Source organism: Tabrizicola sp. T74, assembly GCF_057219935.1.
Genome location: NZ_JBXVVT010000004.1, coordinates 181,310 through 196,716, shown reverse-complemented (window position 1 = coordinate 196,716; position 15,407 = coordinate 181,310). Strand labels below are relative to the sequence as shown.

Annotated in this window: 13 protein-coding genes; 2 read left to right on the top strand and 11 right to left on the bottom strand. The window is 65.0% G+C overall.

The features are described from left to right. Positions 1 to 18: 18 nt before the first annotated feature. Positions 19 to 879, top strand: a complete 861-nt coding sequence (locus tag AC2EAL_RS13010) for a helix-turn-helix domain-containing protein (RefSeq protein ID WP_484724650.1) — start codon at positions 19 to 21, stop codon at positions 877 to 879. A gap of 70 nt (positions 880 to 949) precedes the next feature. On the opposite strand, the gene AC2EAL_RS13005 is transcribed toward AC2EAL_RS13010, so the two are convergent. The 6 genes from AC2EAL_RS13005 to AC2EAL_RS12980 all read right to left on the bottom strand — a co-directional run bounded on the left by AC2EAL_RS13005 (position 950) and on the right by AC2EAL_RS12980 (position 9,765). Further along, positions 950 to 2,455, bottom strand: coding sequence for a tryptophan halogenase family protein (locus AC2EAL_RS13005; protein WP_484724649.1), 1,506 nt, complete (start codon positions 2,453 to 2,455; stop codon positions 950 to 952). A gap of 4 nt (positions 2,456 to 2,459) precedes the next feature. Further along, positions 2,460 to 3,827 (bottom strand): alpha-galactosidase, encoded by a 1,368-nt coding sequence (melA, locus tag AC2EAL_RS13000; protein WP_484724648.1) that lies wholly within the window; start codon positions 3,825 to 3,827, stop codon positions 2,460 to 2,462. A gap of 10 nt (positions 3,828 to 3,837) precedes the next feature. Next, positions 3,838 to 5,451 (bottom strand): ABC transporter ATP-binding protein, encoded by a 1,614-nt coding sequence (locus AC2EAL_RS12995; protein WP_484724647.1) that lies wholly within the window; start codon positions 5,449 to 5,451, stop codon positions 3,838 to 3,840. 7 nt (positions 5,452 to 5,458) lie between these two features. Continuing rightward, entirely contained in the window at positions 5,459 to 6,583 is a 1,125-nt protein-coding gene (locus AC2EAL_RS12990; protein ID WP_484724646.1) for an ABC transporter permease, read from the bottom strand. Further along, positions 6,580 to 7,608, bottom strand: a complete 1,029-nt coding sequence (locus tag AC2EAL_RS12985; RefSeq protein ID WP_484724645.1) for an ABC transporter permease — start codon at positions 7,606 to 7,608, stop codon at positions 6,580 to 6,582. The genes AC2EAL_RS12990 and AC2EAL_RS12985 overlap by 4 nt, the downstream gene beginning before the upstream one ends. Before the next feature lie 84 nt (positions 7,609 to 7,692). Further along, complete coding sequence (locus tag AC2EAL_RS12980; protein WP_484724644.1) at positions 7,693 to 9,765, bottom strand: ABC transporter substrate-binding protein; 2,073 nt, start codon at positions 9,763 to 9,765, stop codon at positions 7,693 to 7,695. Positions 9,766 to 9,940: 175 nt separating this feature from the next. Between AC2EAL_RS12980 and AC2EAL_RS12975 the strand changes: the two genes are divergently transcribed. Beyond that, positions 9,941 to 10,867, top strand: a complete 927-nt coding sequence (locus tag AC2EAL_RS12975) for a helix-turn-helix domain-containing protein (RefSeq protein WP_484724643.1) — start codon at positions 9,941 to 9,943, stop codon at positions 10,865 to 10,867. A gap of 4 nt (positions 10,868 to 10,871) precedes the next feature. On the opposite strand, the gene AC2EAL_RS12970 is transcribed toward AC2EAL_RS12975, so the two are convergent. The 5 genes from AC2EAL_RS12970 to AC2EAL_RS12950 all read right to left on the bottom strand — a co-directional run bounded on the left by AC2EAL_RS12970 (position 10,872) and on the right by AC2EAL_RS12950 (position 15,335). After that, a complete protein-coding gene (locus tag AC2EAL_RS12970; RefSeq protein WP_484724642.1) occupies positions 10,872 to 11,597 on the bottom strand; it encodes an MBL fold metallo-hydrolase in 726 nt (241 codons plus the stop codon). Further along, entirely contained in the window at positions 11,594 to 12,592 is a 999-nt protein-coding gene (locus AC2EAL_RS12965; protein ID WP_484724641.1) for an ABC transporter ATP-binding protein, read from the bottom strand. The genes AC2EAL_RS12970 and AC2EAL_RS12965 overlap by 4 nt, the downstream gene beginning before the upstream one ends. Continuing rightward, entirely contained in the window at positions 12,589 to 13,356 is a 768-nt protein-coding gene (locus tag AC2EAL_RS12960; RefSeq protein WP_484724640.1) for an ABC transporter permease, read from the bottom strand. Before AC2EAL_RS12960 ends, AC2EAL_RS12965 begins: the two co-directional genes overlap by 4 nt. Before the next feature lie 82 nt (positions 13,357 to 13,438). Beyond that, on the bottom strand, positions 13,439 to 14,293 hold the full coding sequence (locus AC2EAL_RS12955) for an ABC transporter permease (protein WP_484724639.1): 855 nt from the start codon (positions 14,291 to 14,293) through the stop codon (positions 13,439 to 13,441). A 1-nt stretch (position 14,294) separates the two neighbouring features. Next, positions 14,295 to 15,335 (bottom strand): polyamine ABC transporter substrate-binding protein, encoded by a 1,041-nt coding sequence (locus AC2EAL_RS12950; RefSeq protein ID WP_484724638.1) that lies wholly within the window; start codon positions 15,333 to 15,335, stop codon positions 14,295 to 14,297. Positions 15,336 to 15,407 lie beyond the last annotated feature (72 nt).

The following is a 15,407-nucleotide window of genomic DNA, read 5'->3' as shown; positions in this document are numbered from 1 at the left end:
GCCAATCCGGGTAATTTCATGCTGTCCGCGCTTCTGTCCCACGGCCACGACATCCGGGTACTTTCCGCCCGGGGTGCGGTGCCATCGCTGGGCGTGCTGGCCGAGGCCGTGGGATATGAGCAGCGCCGGGCCGAGCACTATAGCTGGGACGGGATGAAACGCGGGTCCGAGCCGTTCCTGGTGATCCAGCACACCATACTGGGCGAGGGGCGGCTCGACTTCGCGGGCGCGCGGCATCGGCTGCATATGGGTCAAACCATGCTGGTGACGATGCCCCACGCCCACCGCTACTGGCTGGAGCGGGGCGGGCAATGGGAGTACTTCTGGTTCATCCTTTCGGGTCGTGAGGCCCTGCGGATGGCGCGCGAGGTGCTGGCTGTGGCGGGGCCGGTGTTGCAGCCCTCGACCGAGGGGGCGGCGCGACTTGCCGACGCCTGCCATACGCTCATGACACGCCCGTTGACCCCGGCGCAGGCCTCGGTCCTGGGGTATCAGGCGCTGGCCGTCCTGCATGATGCGGCCTTTGCCGGGGCAAGGCCGCAGACGACCCTGGCACCGGAAATGGCGCGGGTGCTGTCCCACGTCGAGGCAAACCTGGGCGGCGACCTGAGGGTCGACGCGCTGGCGCATGTCGCAGGCCTCAGCCGCGCGCATTTCGTCCGGCGCTTTGCGGTCGAGGTCGGGGTGCCGCCCTCGGACCACGTTTTCGCTCGGCGGATGGACCGGGTGGAGCGGTTGCTGACTGCCTCGGAAATGAAGGTGGCCGAGATCGCACGGGCCACCGGATTTGCCGATGCCAACTACCTCGCCAAGGCGTTCCGGCGGCATCGCGGGCTGTCGCCGATGGAGTTCCGGGCGTTGCGGGATGAGGCGGTTTGAGAAACGCCTCCTCGTTCGCCTTCGGCTTCTCGTCGGTCAGCGAGGAGAAACGAAGTGCACGACGAGCGGATCAGGCGGGTTCGTGCAGGCCTTGAAGAAAGGCACGGTGCGGCAGCGCCTTGCCTGCGGCGATGCGGTATTCGCGGGTCAGAGACTTGGCGGTCTGGCGGGCCTTTGCGCGCAGCTCGGGGCGCGCGGACAGCCAGTCCTTTGCGGCCTTGGGATTCAGAAGGCCTAAACCATCCAGCACCGGGACGTGCAGGTGGTGGTCGGTGTGCGGCAGGGACATCGGGAATGGCTGGAAATCCTCGGGTCCCGGAACCTTGGTTTGCCAGAGGGCGAGACGGTCAGCGAGCCGATCCGGCAATGACCCCGCCACGTCCTGCCAGAACGGGGTGTCGCGACGTTCAGAGACATAGTGCAGCCGGATGAAGTCGCGGAAGTCGTCCACCTGGCGGGCGGCGGCGGCGTTGAAGGCCTGGCGGGCGCGGTCGTCGGGGTTGGGCAGTACTGAGGAGAGGAGCATCAGCTGCACCACGGTTCCGTGGATGGAAGTGGCCTCCAAAGGTTCGAGGAAGCTGGAGGACAGGCCCAAGGCGATGCAGTTGTGGATCCACTGCTGTTCCAGCCGCCCGGCGTCGATCTTGATGTCGTTGCGGACCTCGATCGGGTGGCCGAGGGTGGTTTCGATCTCGGCCTTGGCCTCATCGGGCGTGACGTGAGCGTCCGAGAAGACATAGCCGCAGCCATAGCGGCCTTGAGTCGGGATCTTCCACATCCAGCCCGCCCCTTGCGCCCAGGCCAGCGTGCAGGGCTCAATCTCCTCGCCGTCCGGGATGTCCAGCCAGAAGGGGATCGCCCGGTTCACCGGCAGCGTCCCCCGGTAGCTGACCCACTGCCCGCCCATCGGCCCGATGAGGGCACGGCGGAAGCCGGTGCAATCCACGTAGAGGTCCGCCTCCACCCGCGCACCTCCCTCTAGCACCAACGCGGTGATGTTCCCGGTCTCAGGATGGCGTTCGACGGATTGGACCTGGTCATCGATGGTGGCGATGGCTTTCGCCTTCGACCGCAGCCACTTGCCCGCCAAGGCCTGGTCGAAGTGGAAAGCGTGGTGATAGGGGCCCACCGCCACCCGCCGCCCGCCTACTATCGCGAAGGGGCTGCGGTTGCCGTTCAACAGGTGCTGGAACAGATGGGTCTGGCCGACGCTCTCACCCTGCCCCACCTGATAGACGTCCAGCGCATTGACGTCGAACCCGGCCACCCGGTGCGGGTCGTCGATGGGGCCGTCGTAGGAATGCCCCGTCCGCCGCCAGTCGCGGTGGCGGATGCCGAACTTGATCGTGGCCCCGGTGGCGGCCAGGAATTCAGCCTCGTCGAGGCCGAAGTGCTGGAGCATCTGGCGGAAGACGGCAGTCGTCCCCTCTCCCACCCCGATGGTGCCGATCTTCGAGCTCTCGATGACCGTCACCTCGCACGGATGCCCGCCGCGACGCGCTGAATCGCCCAGCATCATCGCGGCGAGCCAGCCGGCCGTCCCGCCCCCAACCACACAGATGCGCCGGGGCCACATCGCCTTAGCCCGCCTTGCGCACGGGCACCCGCGCCCATTTCGGCAGCCAGTCGCCGTGTGCGGCCAGAAGGTCATGGGTCATCGCCCAGATCTGGTCGAGGTCAAGCTCGGCCCCCGTATGCGGGTCGAGCATTGCGGCGTGGTAGATGTGTTCAGGGTTTTCCGTCAGCAGCGCCTGCACCGTCAGGTCCTGCACGTTGATGTTCGTCCGCATCAGCGCAATCAGCTGCGGCGGAATGTCGTGGACGATGGTGGGCTGAAGGCCCATGTGGTCGACCAGCACCGGCACCTCCACCGCGCAGCCATCGGGCAGCTGCGGGATGTAGCCGCGGTTGCCGATGTTGCCGTAGATCACCGAAGGCTCACCGGTGACGACCGAGTTCACGATCTCGGAGGCATATTCGTGGCTTTCCTTCACCTCGACGGTGTTCGCGGACTTCAGCGCCTCGGCTTCCTTCTTCCAGCGCGCGATCTGTTCGACGCAGCGCTTGGGGTATTCGTCCAAGGGGATCCCGAACTTTTCGATCAGGTCCGGCCGGTCGCGCTTGATGAACCACGGCGTGTATTCGGCGAAGTGTTCGGAGCTTTCAGTCACGAAGTAGCCCAGCCGCGTCAGCATCTCGTACCGCACCTTGTTCGGGCAGCGCGGGTTCCAGTGCGACGGCTTGGGGAAGCGCCCCTCGCGGTAGCCCTTCACCAGGTCGGGGTAGAGGTTCTTGTAGGACCCGTCCGCCTGCCGATGCTCAAACGTCAGGTAGAAGGCCATGTGGTTGATCCCACCCGCACGGTAGCGGATTTCTTCCACGGGGATGTCGAGGTCGCGGGCCAGTTCCCAGGCCGTCCCTTGCACGGAATGGCAAAGACCGACCTGCCGGATTGTCGGGTATTTCGCCGCGATGGCCCAGGTGTTGATCGCCATCGGGTTCACGTATTGCAGCATGATCGCCTGGGGGGCGACCTGCAGCATGTCCTCGCAGATCGACCACAGGTGCGGCACGGTGCGAAGACCCCGCATGATGCCGCCGATCCCAAGCGTGTCGGCGATGGTCTGGCGCAGGCCGAAGGCCTTCGGCACCTCGAAGTCGGTGATCGTGCAGGGGTCGTAGCCGCCGATCTGGAAGCAGACGACAACGAAGTCCGCCCCGGTCAGCGCGCGCTTCTGGCTGGTGTAGGTCTTGACCGTGGCCTTGCCGCCCAGGGTCTGCGCCAGCTTGCCGACGATGATCTCGGATTCCTCCAGCCGTTCGGGATTGATGTCCATCAGACGGATTTCGGCATTGGCCAGCGCGGGCCGCGACAGGATATCGCCGGCGATGTTCTTGGTGAACACGGTCGATCCGGCGCCGATGAAGGTGATGACGGGGGCAGGCATGAGACTTCCTTTAGGCTGCGATTTCGAATGCCGCCTTGACCAGGCGACGGGTGTAGTCGGTCTTGGGGTTTTCCAGCACTTGGCTCACCGGGCCCTGTTCCACGATCCGGCCGTGCTGCATCACGATGACCCAGTGACACAGGGCGCGGACGACCTTCAAGTCATGGCTGATGAAAAGATAGCTGAGGCCCTTCTCGCGCTGCAACTTGCGCAGAAGCTCAATGATCTGGGCTTGGACCGACAGGTCCAGCGCCGAGGTCGGCTCGTCCAGAAGGATGAACTCCGGCTCCAGCGCGATGGCGCGGGCGATGGCAAGGCGCTGGCGTTGACCGCCTGAGAATTCGTGCGGGAAGCGCGACAGGATGGTGTCGGGCAGGCCCGCATCGCGCAAGGCCTGTTTCACCCGCTCTTCCCGCTCCGCCCGGGTGCGACCCAGGCCGTTGACGATCAGGCCTTCCTCGATGATCTGTCGCACCGACATGCGCGGGTTGAGGCTGGAAAACGGGTCCTGAAAGACGATCTGCATCCGCTTGCGGAACGGGACCATGCCCTTGCGGTCCAGCCCGTCGATCCGTTGGCCCAGGAACTCCACCTCGCCCTCGGTCAGGGTGTTCAGCCGCAACAGCGCCTGGCCGAAGGTGGTCTTGCCTGACCCGCTTTCACCGACCAGACCCAGCGTCTCGCCCCGCTTCAAGGCCAGCGACAGCCCGTCGACAGCCTGCAGCTTGGTCCATTCGCCCCGGAAGACCCCGCCCTTCCGCAGGTTGTAGGTCACCCGGATGTTCCGGCCTTGCAGCACGACCTCTTCCCGCACCTCGGCAGGGTCGGCACGGCCTTTCGGTTCCGATCCCAGAAGGCGGCGGGTATAGGGATGCTGCGGCCTGCTGAAGATCGCCTCGGTCAGGCCTGCCTCGCGCACTTCGCCGTGCTGCATGACATAGACGTGGTCGGCGAACTGGCGGACGACGGTCAGGTCATGGGTGATCAGGATCACTGCAAGACCCGTCTTGTCCTTCAGCGCCTTGATGAGGTTCAGAATCTCCGCCTGCACCGTCACGTCCAGCGCGGTTGTGGGTTCGTCCGCGATCAGGACGTCGGGGTTGTTCGCCAGCGCCATCGCGATCATCACCCGCTGGCGCTGGCCGCCCGACAGCTGATGCGGATACTGGTTCAGCCGCGCCTCGGGCTCGGGGATCTGCACGTCCTTCAACAGCGCGAGCGCCTTGGCCTTGGCCTCGGCCTTGGTCATCCGGTTGTGGATGCGCAGGACCTCGGCGATCTGGTTGCCGATGGTGTAGACCGGGTTCAGGGACGACATCGGCTCCTGGAAGATCATCGACAGCCGGTTGCCGCGCAGGGACCGCATCTCGCGCGGGGACAGCTGCGCCATGTTGCGCCCGGCATAGAGGATTTCGGTCTGCGGATTGACCGTCGCGCGTTTCGACAGAAGCCGCATCACCGCCCGCGCAGTGACCGACTTGCCGCTGCCCGACTCTCCGACCAGCGCGATGGTCTGGCCCTTGTGCAGGGTGAAGGAGACGTCCTTGACGGCCTCGATGGTGCCGCCGTCGACCTGGAAGGTGACGCCGATCTTGCGGGCCTCGATGACGATGTCTGCAGTCATAGCGGCCTCAATACGGGTCAATGGCATCGCGCAGGCCGTCGCCCAGCGCGTTGAAGGCAAAGACAGCCACAAGGATGAAGCCCACCGGCGACAGGATCCAGGGGTAGGACCCGATGACCGAGAAGGTGGATGCATCCTGCAGCATCAGCCCCCAGGAAATCAGTGGCGGCTTCACCGCAAAGCCGAGGTAGCCAAGGAAGGACTCCAGCAGCACGATGGCCGGGATGCCCAGGGTGATCGACACGATCACATGGCTCATCACATTGGGCAGGATGTGCCGGGTGATGATCCGCCCGTCACTGGCGCCCACGGCTTGCGCCGCGCGGACGTAGTCGACCCTGGCCATCGCCATGGTCTTTGACCGGACCTCGCGCGACAGCTGCGCCCAGCCGAGGCCTGCGATGACAAGGATGACAAAGCCGATGAACACGGGCGACGGCGCGGTGACCGGGATCAGTGTGGTCAGCGTCAGGTACAAGGGCAGCTGCGGGAAGGCGAGCACGATTTCCACGAACCGCTGGAACCACATGTCGAACCGGCCGCCGATATAGCCCGAGGTGATGCCCAGAAGCGTGCCCGCGATGGTGATCAGCGTGATCGAGGTCAGCGCGATGATCAGGCTGATCCGGCTGCCCATGATCCCGCGGCTGAAGACATCCCGGCCCAGCTTGTCGGTGCCCAGTAGCCGCAGGGGCGTGCCGTCCCGCAGGCCGATGAAATGCGTGTTCATCGGGATGAAGCCAAGGAATTCATACTCCCACCCGTCGACAAAGAACGCCAGCGGCCGCGGGTTGTCCAGGTCCGGCCCCATCAGCGGCTGGAAGGTGACCGGGTCCAACTCCTCGCTTTCGGTGATGGTGTAGACCACCGGCCAAAGCGTGAAGCCCTCCTTGGTGTAGAAGCTGATCTTGTCCGGCGGCGCGAAGGATGCCCCGTTGGCGTTGGGGTTCTGCGGCGCGAAGAACTCGGCAAAGATCGAGGTGAGGAACAATAGCGACACCAGGACCAGCCCCAGCATCCCGGGCACCGACTTGCGGAACCGCCGCCACACGAGTGCCCGATAGCTTTGCGAGGTGGAGGAGACGGTGGACAGCCGCCCATCCGCGGCTTCGCCTTCGTGGACCTGGGTCATTTGTCGCTCCCTACCCGGATACGCGGGTCAAGGACCGCCAAGAGAAGGTCGGCGATGATGTTGCCGATGATAAGCGTGGCCCCCAGGACCAGCATCAGCGTCGCGGTGACGTAGACATCGCCGATCGCCATCGATCCAACGATCGCCGGGCCGATGGTGGCCAGGCCGAAGACGATGGCGACCTCGATCTCACCAGTCAGCATGTAGGGCAGGACGACGCCCTGATAGGCGACCAAGGGGTGCAGCGCGTTCGGCACCGCGTGGCGCATGATCACCGCGCCCTCGCCCAGCCCCTTGGCCCGCGCGGTTTCAATGTACTGGGCGTTCAGCGTGTCCAGCAGGTTCGCCCGCATGACGCGCATGTTGTAGGCCAGGCCCCCGAAGGCCGCGACGGCGATCACCGGCCAGACATGCTGGATCAGGTTCCAGAGCTTGCCCCAGTTGAAATCAAGGAATCCCTCCCAGTACGGCTGCCCCCCGTAGCGGCTCGAATAGAACGACCCGATCTCCTGCACGTTCAGCTGGAAGACCAGGATGTAAAGGATGATGAGCGCCAAGAGGAAGCGCGGGATCGTCATGCCCATGAAGCTGACGAAGGACAGCACCGTATCGACCCAGGTGTATTGCCGCGTGGCGGCCAGGATGCCGAAACCGATGCCGATGAAGGTCGCCAGCAGGTGGCAGACCAGCGCGATGGCAATCGTCGGCGGCAGACGCTGCGCCAGGATCTCGGCCACGGGCTTGTTGTAGGCATAGGACTGGCCGAAATCGCCCTCGGTGATGATCCCCCAGATCCAGTAGCCGTACTGCATGATGAGAGGGTCGTTCAGGCCGTGCCGCTCGCGGTATTCCTCGGCCGCAGCCGATGCGGCCTCGGGCGTGGCCCCACCCTGGACGATCATGTTGGTGCGGATGAAGTCGGCATAGTCGCCCGGCGGGGCCTGGATGATCATGAAGGTGATGAAGCTCATCACGATCAGGACCGGCACCGATTGCATCAGGCGCACGCCAAGAAAGCGCAGCATCGCAGGTCACCTGCCAAGGAGGGGGGAAGGAAGGCTCCGGGGGCGGCGGTCGTCTGCCGCCCCCGGAGGTCGGGAGGAAACCCGTCAGTTGGCCGTGATCGGCCCGGGCGAACCCGGAGCGCCAGGCAGGGTCTGCGGATGCAGTTCCGCGCCGATCTGCTTGTCGGTGGGCACGAACACCCGTTCCCGGATGATGTTGTCCTCGGCCCAGTTGTACATGAAGATCGGAGCCCCCGCCGGGATGTTGGCGAAGCGCTTGTTGATGATCAACGCACCGGGATAGGCAGTCAGGCCGGCAGCCGTCACGTTTTCGGTGAACACCCTCTGCCAGGTCTTCATCGCCTCGACCTTGGCGGCCGGGTCACGCGTGCCGGTGAAGGCCTTGATCGCATCCACAAGCTGCTGCTCGTAAGGCTGCAGATCCATCTCGCCCGCACCATTGGCGCGATGCCAGACCGCCGTCACCGGACCGACCGGGGCCAGGTTGGTCGTGCCCTGGACAGCCGAGACGAACTCCTGGTTGTTGCGCAGGACCAGCCAGTCCCAGGCACCGGCGTCACGGGCGTTGTCGAAGTCCTTGCCCGTCAGGCTGTTGAGCGTGACCTTGATGCCCACATCGGCCATCATCGCCACCACGCCCTCGGCCAGGTTGCCGTCCGTAGCGTAGTCGGAGTTGACCAGAAGCGTGACGGTCAGGTCCCCGCCACCGGCCAGGTTCACCACGCCGTTGCCGTCCGTATCGGTCAACCCCGCCGCCTCCAGCGCCGCCTTCGCGCTGGCCACGTCAAACGGGTAGAACACGGTGGACCCGGCATCGTAGAAGCTGGTCGAGGTCAGCAGCCCCCCGGCATACGGCGCCGTGAACGGCCCCTTCACCAGGCTGTCGCCCAGCCGCTGCCGGTCCAGCGCGTAGGTCACGGCCTTGCGGAAATCGAGGTTCCGGTTCAGCTCGCGCACCGCCTGGCCCCGGGCGTCAGGTTCGCCCCAGCCATTGGCCGACTGGTTGAAGAACAGCTGATAGCCGATCGACCGCGGCCCGAAGGCCAGACGCGCCGGGCTTGCCGGATCGGCGGCCTTCTTCAGGCTTTCGACATAGTTTTCCGGCTGTTCCAGGTTCGAGAAGTCGCCCGTTCCCGCCACCGCCTGCACGTCGCGGTCACCCCAGGTGGAAAGACGGAAGTGCATCTCGTCCAGATAGGGCAGCTGCTGGCCGGTTTCGTCGACCTTCCAGTAATAGGGGTTGCGGCGTTTCACCACGATGTCGTCGGGGCGGTGTTCCACCACAACCCATGCGCCCATCACCGGGAAGTTCATGTAGTCCGACGGGAAGGCGTTCAGGAAGGCTTCATAGCTTTCGCCGCCATGCTTGGGGTGCTTGGGCTTCAGCACATGGCTCGGGCCGGGGCAGAAATTGCCATAGGCCATCGCGTAAAGGACCTGCTCCGGGAACGGATCGGCGAAGGTCAGCGTGAAGGTGTAGGGATCGACCGTCGCATAGGTCGCGTCGTTGTAAGTCGCGGGGCTTGCACCCATCAAGGGGGTGACGTTCTCGTCCATGATGACATCGTTCCAGTAGAACTCGATGTCCTCGGTGTCGAACGGGTCGCCGTCCGACCACTTGGCGCCCTCGATCAGCTTGACGGTCAGCACCTTGCCGTCTTCCGACCATTCCCAGCTTTTCGCCAGGTTCGGCATCGGCTGCAGGTCATCCGCGTTCACGGTGAACAAGGGGCCGGTCCGCGTCAGGCATTCGACCAGACCGATGTCGATCCCGCCCCAGCCATAGCTTTGCCCAGCCCAGAAGTTCCAACCCTCGGGTCGGCCACCGATCACATGGCGCATCACATCGCCATAGACGCCCGGACCATCGGGCATGTTCGCAGTCTTGTAGACCAGGGGCTCTTTCGGCAGGCGCTCGGCCACCGGGGGCAGCTTGCCTGCATCGACGAAGGCGGTGACCCAAGCCGGTTCCGAATAGGACGGAAGCGCCTTGTATTCGAAGATGTCCGCACGGTTGACGTAGACCGGCTCGGTCTGCGCCTCGAACTTCGGGGCTTCCGGTGGGGCAGTCGGCGCGGCCATCTCGGCCATCACCGCCCCGGTGGACACACCCATGAGCAGCGCCGCGATTGCAGCGCGCCGGACCTGGATCGTCATGTTTCCTCCCTTGGCCAACACTTTGGTGGTCGGTTGATCATCCTGTTGCGCGATCAGCCGGTGAGTCCCTCCTCCACCGACCGCCGCAGCCTGAGGTTGCGGAAGCGCTGGGAATTCAGCAATATCGGTTTGTCAGAAAGTTTTACGGTTTTCTAAGGTCGGCAGAGGAATCCCGATGGCAGAGGCGCAGAAGCGATCCCAGACGCGGCGCAATCCGATGCCGGTGCCGAACCATGACCGGCATTTCTACTCGCGCAATCGCGCCTTCGGCCGATTTGGCATCCGGATCTTCGAGCCCGAGCTGATGCCGCTGCCGCACTGGCACGGCCATGTCGAGCTGAACTTCGCGATGAACTTCCGGATGGACTACGATTTCGACGGCACCAGCCTGACGGTGCCCGAGGGGCGGCTGGTGCTGTTCTGGGCCGGGGTTCCGCACCAGCTGACCGGGATCACGCCACTGGGCAATGCGCCTGGGCGGCTGGCGAACATCTACCTGCCCTTGGACAGCTTCCTCCAGATGCGCCACATCATGTCGCTGCAGGCCGCACTGATCGGGCGCGGGATGGCCGTGCTGCCCGCGTCGCTCTGCGATGGCGACCAGATCCAACGCTGGTATCTCGATTACCGTTCCGGCGATTTCGAACGGGCCGAGATCGTTAAGATGGAGCTGAACGCGCTTTTCCGCCGTGCGGCGATCACCGGGGTCGACTACCTGCGCGCTCCCCAGCACGAAATCGGTAGCGACCGTTCCCTAAGCTCGGCCCATGTCCGGCATGTGATCGCCATGGTGCGCCACGTGCTGGAGAATCTCGACAAACCCCTGTTGAACGCCCAGGTGACCGCAGTGACCGGCCTGCACGAAAACTACGCGCTCGCGCTGTTTTCCAAGACGATGCAGGTGCCCCTGAAGCAGTTCATCAACCGGATGCGGCTGATGCGGGCGCGGGCGCTGCTGGTCGAAAGCTCGATCGCCGTGTCAGAGGTCGCCGAACAATGCGGCTTCGGCTCGATCACCCAGTTCTATGCCAATTTCCGCGCGGGCTACGGGATTTCACCCGCCTCGCTGCGGCAGCACTACGTCCAGATGGACCTCCGCTAGCGCCTCACCGGCCCTTCTGCCGCAGCCAGTCCAGGATGATCTGCCGGTGCCTTTCGCCCGAATAGCTGGGGAAATGCCCGCCATGCACCACCCGGACCGGCAGGCGCAGAAGCCGTTCCATGGATGCGATGTACTGCCACCGCTCCAGGTCCGACGTCCCCTCGATCAGTTCGCCATCATAGACGATGTCGCCGGAGAAGAGGATGCCCGTCGCGGCCTCCCACAGCGCGATCCCACCGGGGGAATGGCCGGGGGTGTGGATCACCTCGAACCGCCGGTCGCCAAGATCGATAATGTCGCCATCCCATAGGAGGCGCTGCACCGGGGCCGCATGCACGGTGTAGGTCTCGGACCGGTAGGGCTCGGGCGGCAGCGTCGTGAAGATGTCGTCGGTGACATACTTGTCGGCAAAGGTGTTTTCCCGCGTCGGCGCGCGCAGCAGATGCGCCTCGGCGGCATGGCACAGGCGACAGGAGAATTCATGGTGCAGGCCCACGTGGTCGAAATGCGTATGGCTCGCCACCGCCAGCAGCTGGCGTTCGGTGACCAAGGGCACCTGGTCGCGTAGAGAGACGACGCCCATCCCGCTGTCGACCAGCATGTCCGTGTCCCTGCCCCGGACATGCCAGACGTTGCAGCGGTAGAATTCACGGATATGGGGTTCGTCGATATGAGTGACGCCATCGCCCATGCTGCGGACCCGCCACCAGTCTTCGGGCTTCGCTCTCATTCCTGTAACACCACCCAGGTTTCGGCCCCAAGGTCCAGCACGGCGCCGGGCTCTGCCGCCTGAGATTGCGGCAGATGCACCACCAGCCGCAAGTCTGGCGCTGACAGCGGCGCGACATGGGCCCGGATATGGGTGCCGAAAAAGGCCGCGTCCTCGACCCGGCACGGGCCGATGCGCAGTAACCCGGTTGGGGTGATCGCCTCGGGCCGGATGCACAGCGTGCCGTCAGGCGCATCGACCGGGACGAACGCAGCACGGCCCTCCGCCACCGGAATGCGGTTGATCTCCCCCATGAAACCAGCGGTGAAAAGGGTTTTCGGCTGAAGGTAGACCTCGCGCGGAGCCCCCACATGCTCGATCCGTCCGGCGTTCATCACCACGATCCTGTCGGCGATGGCCATTGCCTCTTCCTGGTCGTGCGTGACATGGACGAAGGTCGTCCCTACCCGCCGCTGGATCGCCTTCAGCTCATCCTGCATCTGCCGCCGCAACTTCAGGTCCAAGGCACCAAGGGGTTCGTCCAGAAGCAGCACCTCCGGCTCCACCGCCAGAGCCCGCGCCAGCGCCACCCGCTGCCGCTGCCCGCCCGACAGCTCATGTGGCCGCCGGTCGCCCCGGCCGTCCAGCCCGACCAGCGCCAGCATCGCCTCGGCCTTCGCCGCGCGCTTGCCCCGGTCCATCCCCCGCATCCGCAACCCGAAGGCCACGTTGTCGCGCAAGCTCATGTGGGGAAACAGCGCATAGTCCTGGAACACCGTCGTCGTCGGCCGGTCCTTCGGGGCGACGCCTGCCATATCGCGCCCGCCGATCAGGATGGCGCCCTCGGTCGGCTCGGCAAACCCGCCGATCAGGTTCAACAGCGTCGTCTTCCCGCAGCCCGAGGGGCCCAGCAGCACCACGAACTCCCCCGCCTCGATCTCAAGGCTCACGCGGTCAAGCGCGGTCGCCTGGCCGTAGCGTTGCGAAACCGATTGAATGGATACGGCGGCGGTCATGGGCGTTTCCGGAAGACGGTGAGTTCGAGAAGGATCACCAGCGTGACCGAGACGAGGAACACCAGCGACCCCACGGCATTGGTGGCGGGCGACAGGCCCGATTTCAGCATCGACCAGATTTCGACCGGCAATGTGACGTCGAACCGGGTGAGGAGAAAGGCGATGATGAACTCGTCCCAGCTGAAGGTGACCGACAGGAAGAAGGCGGCGGCAAGCGGCGCGGCAAGCATGGGGGCAGAGATCAGCGTCAGCACCTTCCACTCCGGCGCGCCAAGGTCGCGGGCGGCGCGTTCGGCGTTCTTCTGGTGGTCGCCCATGGCCGCGTAGGTGATGGCAAAGCACAGGGGCAGGTTGATGACGACATGGCCGATGCCGGCGGTCCAGAGCGATAGTCTGATGCCAGTCAGGTTGAACAGGTTCAGAAGGCCAAGCGCGATGATCAGGTAGCTGACGGTCATCGGCGCGATCAGTACGCCGCGCATCAGCGCCGATCCGGGAAGGCGAACCCGGGCCAGGGCATGGGCGGCCAGGAAGCCAAGAACAAGGGCGATCAGCGACGAGACGATGGCGACAAGGAGCGAATTCAGCAGCGCCGCCGTCAAGTCGTCATTCCCCAGCACTTTCGCATACCAGTCCAGCGTCACGCCCTTGAACGGTGGCACCGGCAGGCGACCGTCCTGGAAGCTGAAGGCGACAAGCACGGCCACGGGCAGGAAGATGAAGGCATAGGCCAGGCCCAGGTAGAGCCAGGAGAGGGCGCGCATCAGCCTGCCCTCCTCGTGCGCCTTCGGCTTCTCGTCGGCGGGACACAAGCGAGGAGTGACGAAGTCATCGACGAGCGTCCCCTCATACCCGGTCCAGCCGCAGCCAGCGACCGCAGGCGAAATAGGCCAGCGTCACCACGGCCATCAGCACAACGCTCAGCGCCGAGGCCAAGGGGAAGTTCCCGCTCCGCCCCAGCTGCAGCATGATCAGCTGCGGCAGCGTCAGTTCTGTGTTGCCCCCCAGGATCTGCGGCGTGATATAGTCGCCGATGCAGAGGACAAAGGTCAGGAAAGCCCCCGTCACCACCCCCGGCAGGGTCAGGGGCAGGATGACATGGGCAAAGGTCTGCCAACGGCTTGCGCCAAGGTCCTGTGCGGCACGAGCGTAGTTCGGCGACAGCTGGATCAGGTTCGCGTAGATGGTCAGCGTCAGCAGCATGACGAAGAAATGCACGAAGCCGATCACCGTCGCCGCGCGGGTCGAGGCGATTTCCAAGGGCTCGGCAATGACCCCAAGGCCCATGAGCGCCTTGTTAACCACCCCGTTCTGCCCAAGCACTAGAAGCCAGGAATAGGACCGTACGACGTAGGACGTCCAGAACGGCAGCACTGCCAAAAGAAGCGCCAGCCGCTGCCAGCGCGCGGGCACCCGGAAGGCGATGATCGCGGCCAGGGGATAGGCCAGCACCACCGAGATCACCGTGACCACGACCGTGATCTCCAGGCTGTTCCACAAGGCACCCAGCATCGTCGGGTCGGTGAACACCCGCACGTAGTTGCCGGGATCGAAGCCGCGGACGACCTCGCGCCCCTCCATATGCGCGAAGGACAGCGCGATCATGACCAGGAACGGCAGGACGAAGAAGGCCGCCGTCCAGACCAGCGCCGGGGCCAGCAGGCCCAAGGCCTGGCGGCGGTCGCGGGCGGCGAGGCTCACCCTATTGCGCCAGCATCTCGGTCCACAGGTCCTGCATCGCCGTGTCCAGCTCCGCATCCGGAATCGGATAGAGCTGCGCGCGCTTCAGGAATTCGGGCTGCTCGTCCCAGCGCAGCACCGCCTTCTGTTCCGGCGTCAGCACCTCGCCCGCCTTGGCATTGGCCGGCATTCCCCAATAGCAGGCCGAGGTCGCCAGCCGCGCCTGCCCTTCGGGCGAGGTGATGTAGTTCACGAACTCCAGCGCCAGATCGGGTTGCGTCGACCCTGCAACGACGCCGATCGATTGCGCCCAACGCAGCCCGCCCTGCTTGGGGATCGTCCAGTCAAGGTTCGGGTTATCTACCGCCAGCACCGCCGTCAGCCATTCCCCGCCGCCCACGACGATGTCAACCTCCCCCGTCGCGAGCGCGGTCTGGGCCGAGACGACGTCCGACACCTGCTTCGACGCCTTGCGCAGCGCCATCAGCGGGTCTTTCAGCGAGGCCAGATTGTCCGCCGTGATATCCGCCGTATCGACCCCCTGCCCCAGCGCGACCAGCCCCAGGACCGGCAGGTAATAGTCATAGATCCCGATCCGCCCGTCATACTTGCCACTGGTCAGGGCCGCCATGTCCGCCATGTCAGCCGGATCGACCTTGGACTTGTCGTAGCTGATCGTGTTGTAGCCGAACTTCTCGGTCACCGCGTAGGTCTTGCCGTCGACCGTGTTGTTCTCGGCCATCACCAGTTCCGGGAAGAAATCCGCCGTCTGCAGCTTGTCGGCCGGCAACTCGGCCAGATGCCCGCCCTCGACCGCGCGCTTCACGTCGACCGCGTCGATCACCAGCACGTCCCAATCGCCCGGCTGCGACTGCTCCAGGATCGCCAGACCCGCCGCCGTCCCCTCATATTCCTTCAGGTTCACCTTCACGCCGAACTTTTCCTCGAACGGCTCGATCAGCGCCGGGTCGGTGTGGTCGCACCACACGAGCGCGTTCAATTCCTGCGCAAGGCCGGGGGTGGCGGTCAGGATCAGGGCAAGGGCAGACAGCGTGCGGGTCATCGTCATCTCCATGTTGGGGGCCTCTGCGACGGGCGCTTGCGAAAAGAATTGAGTTCGTTCATTTTTGAAGTC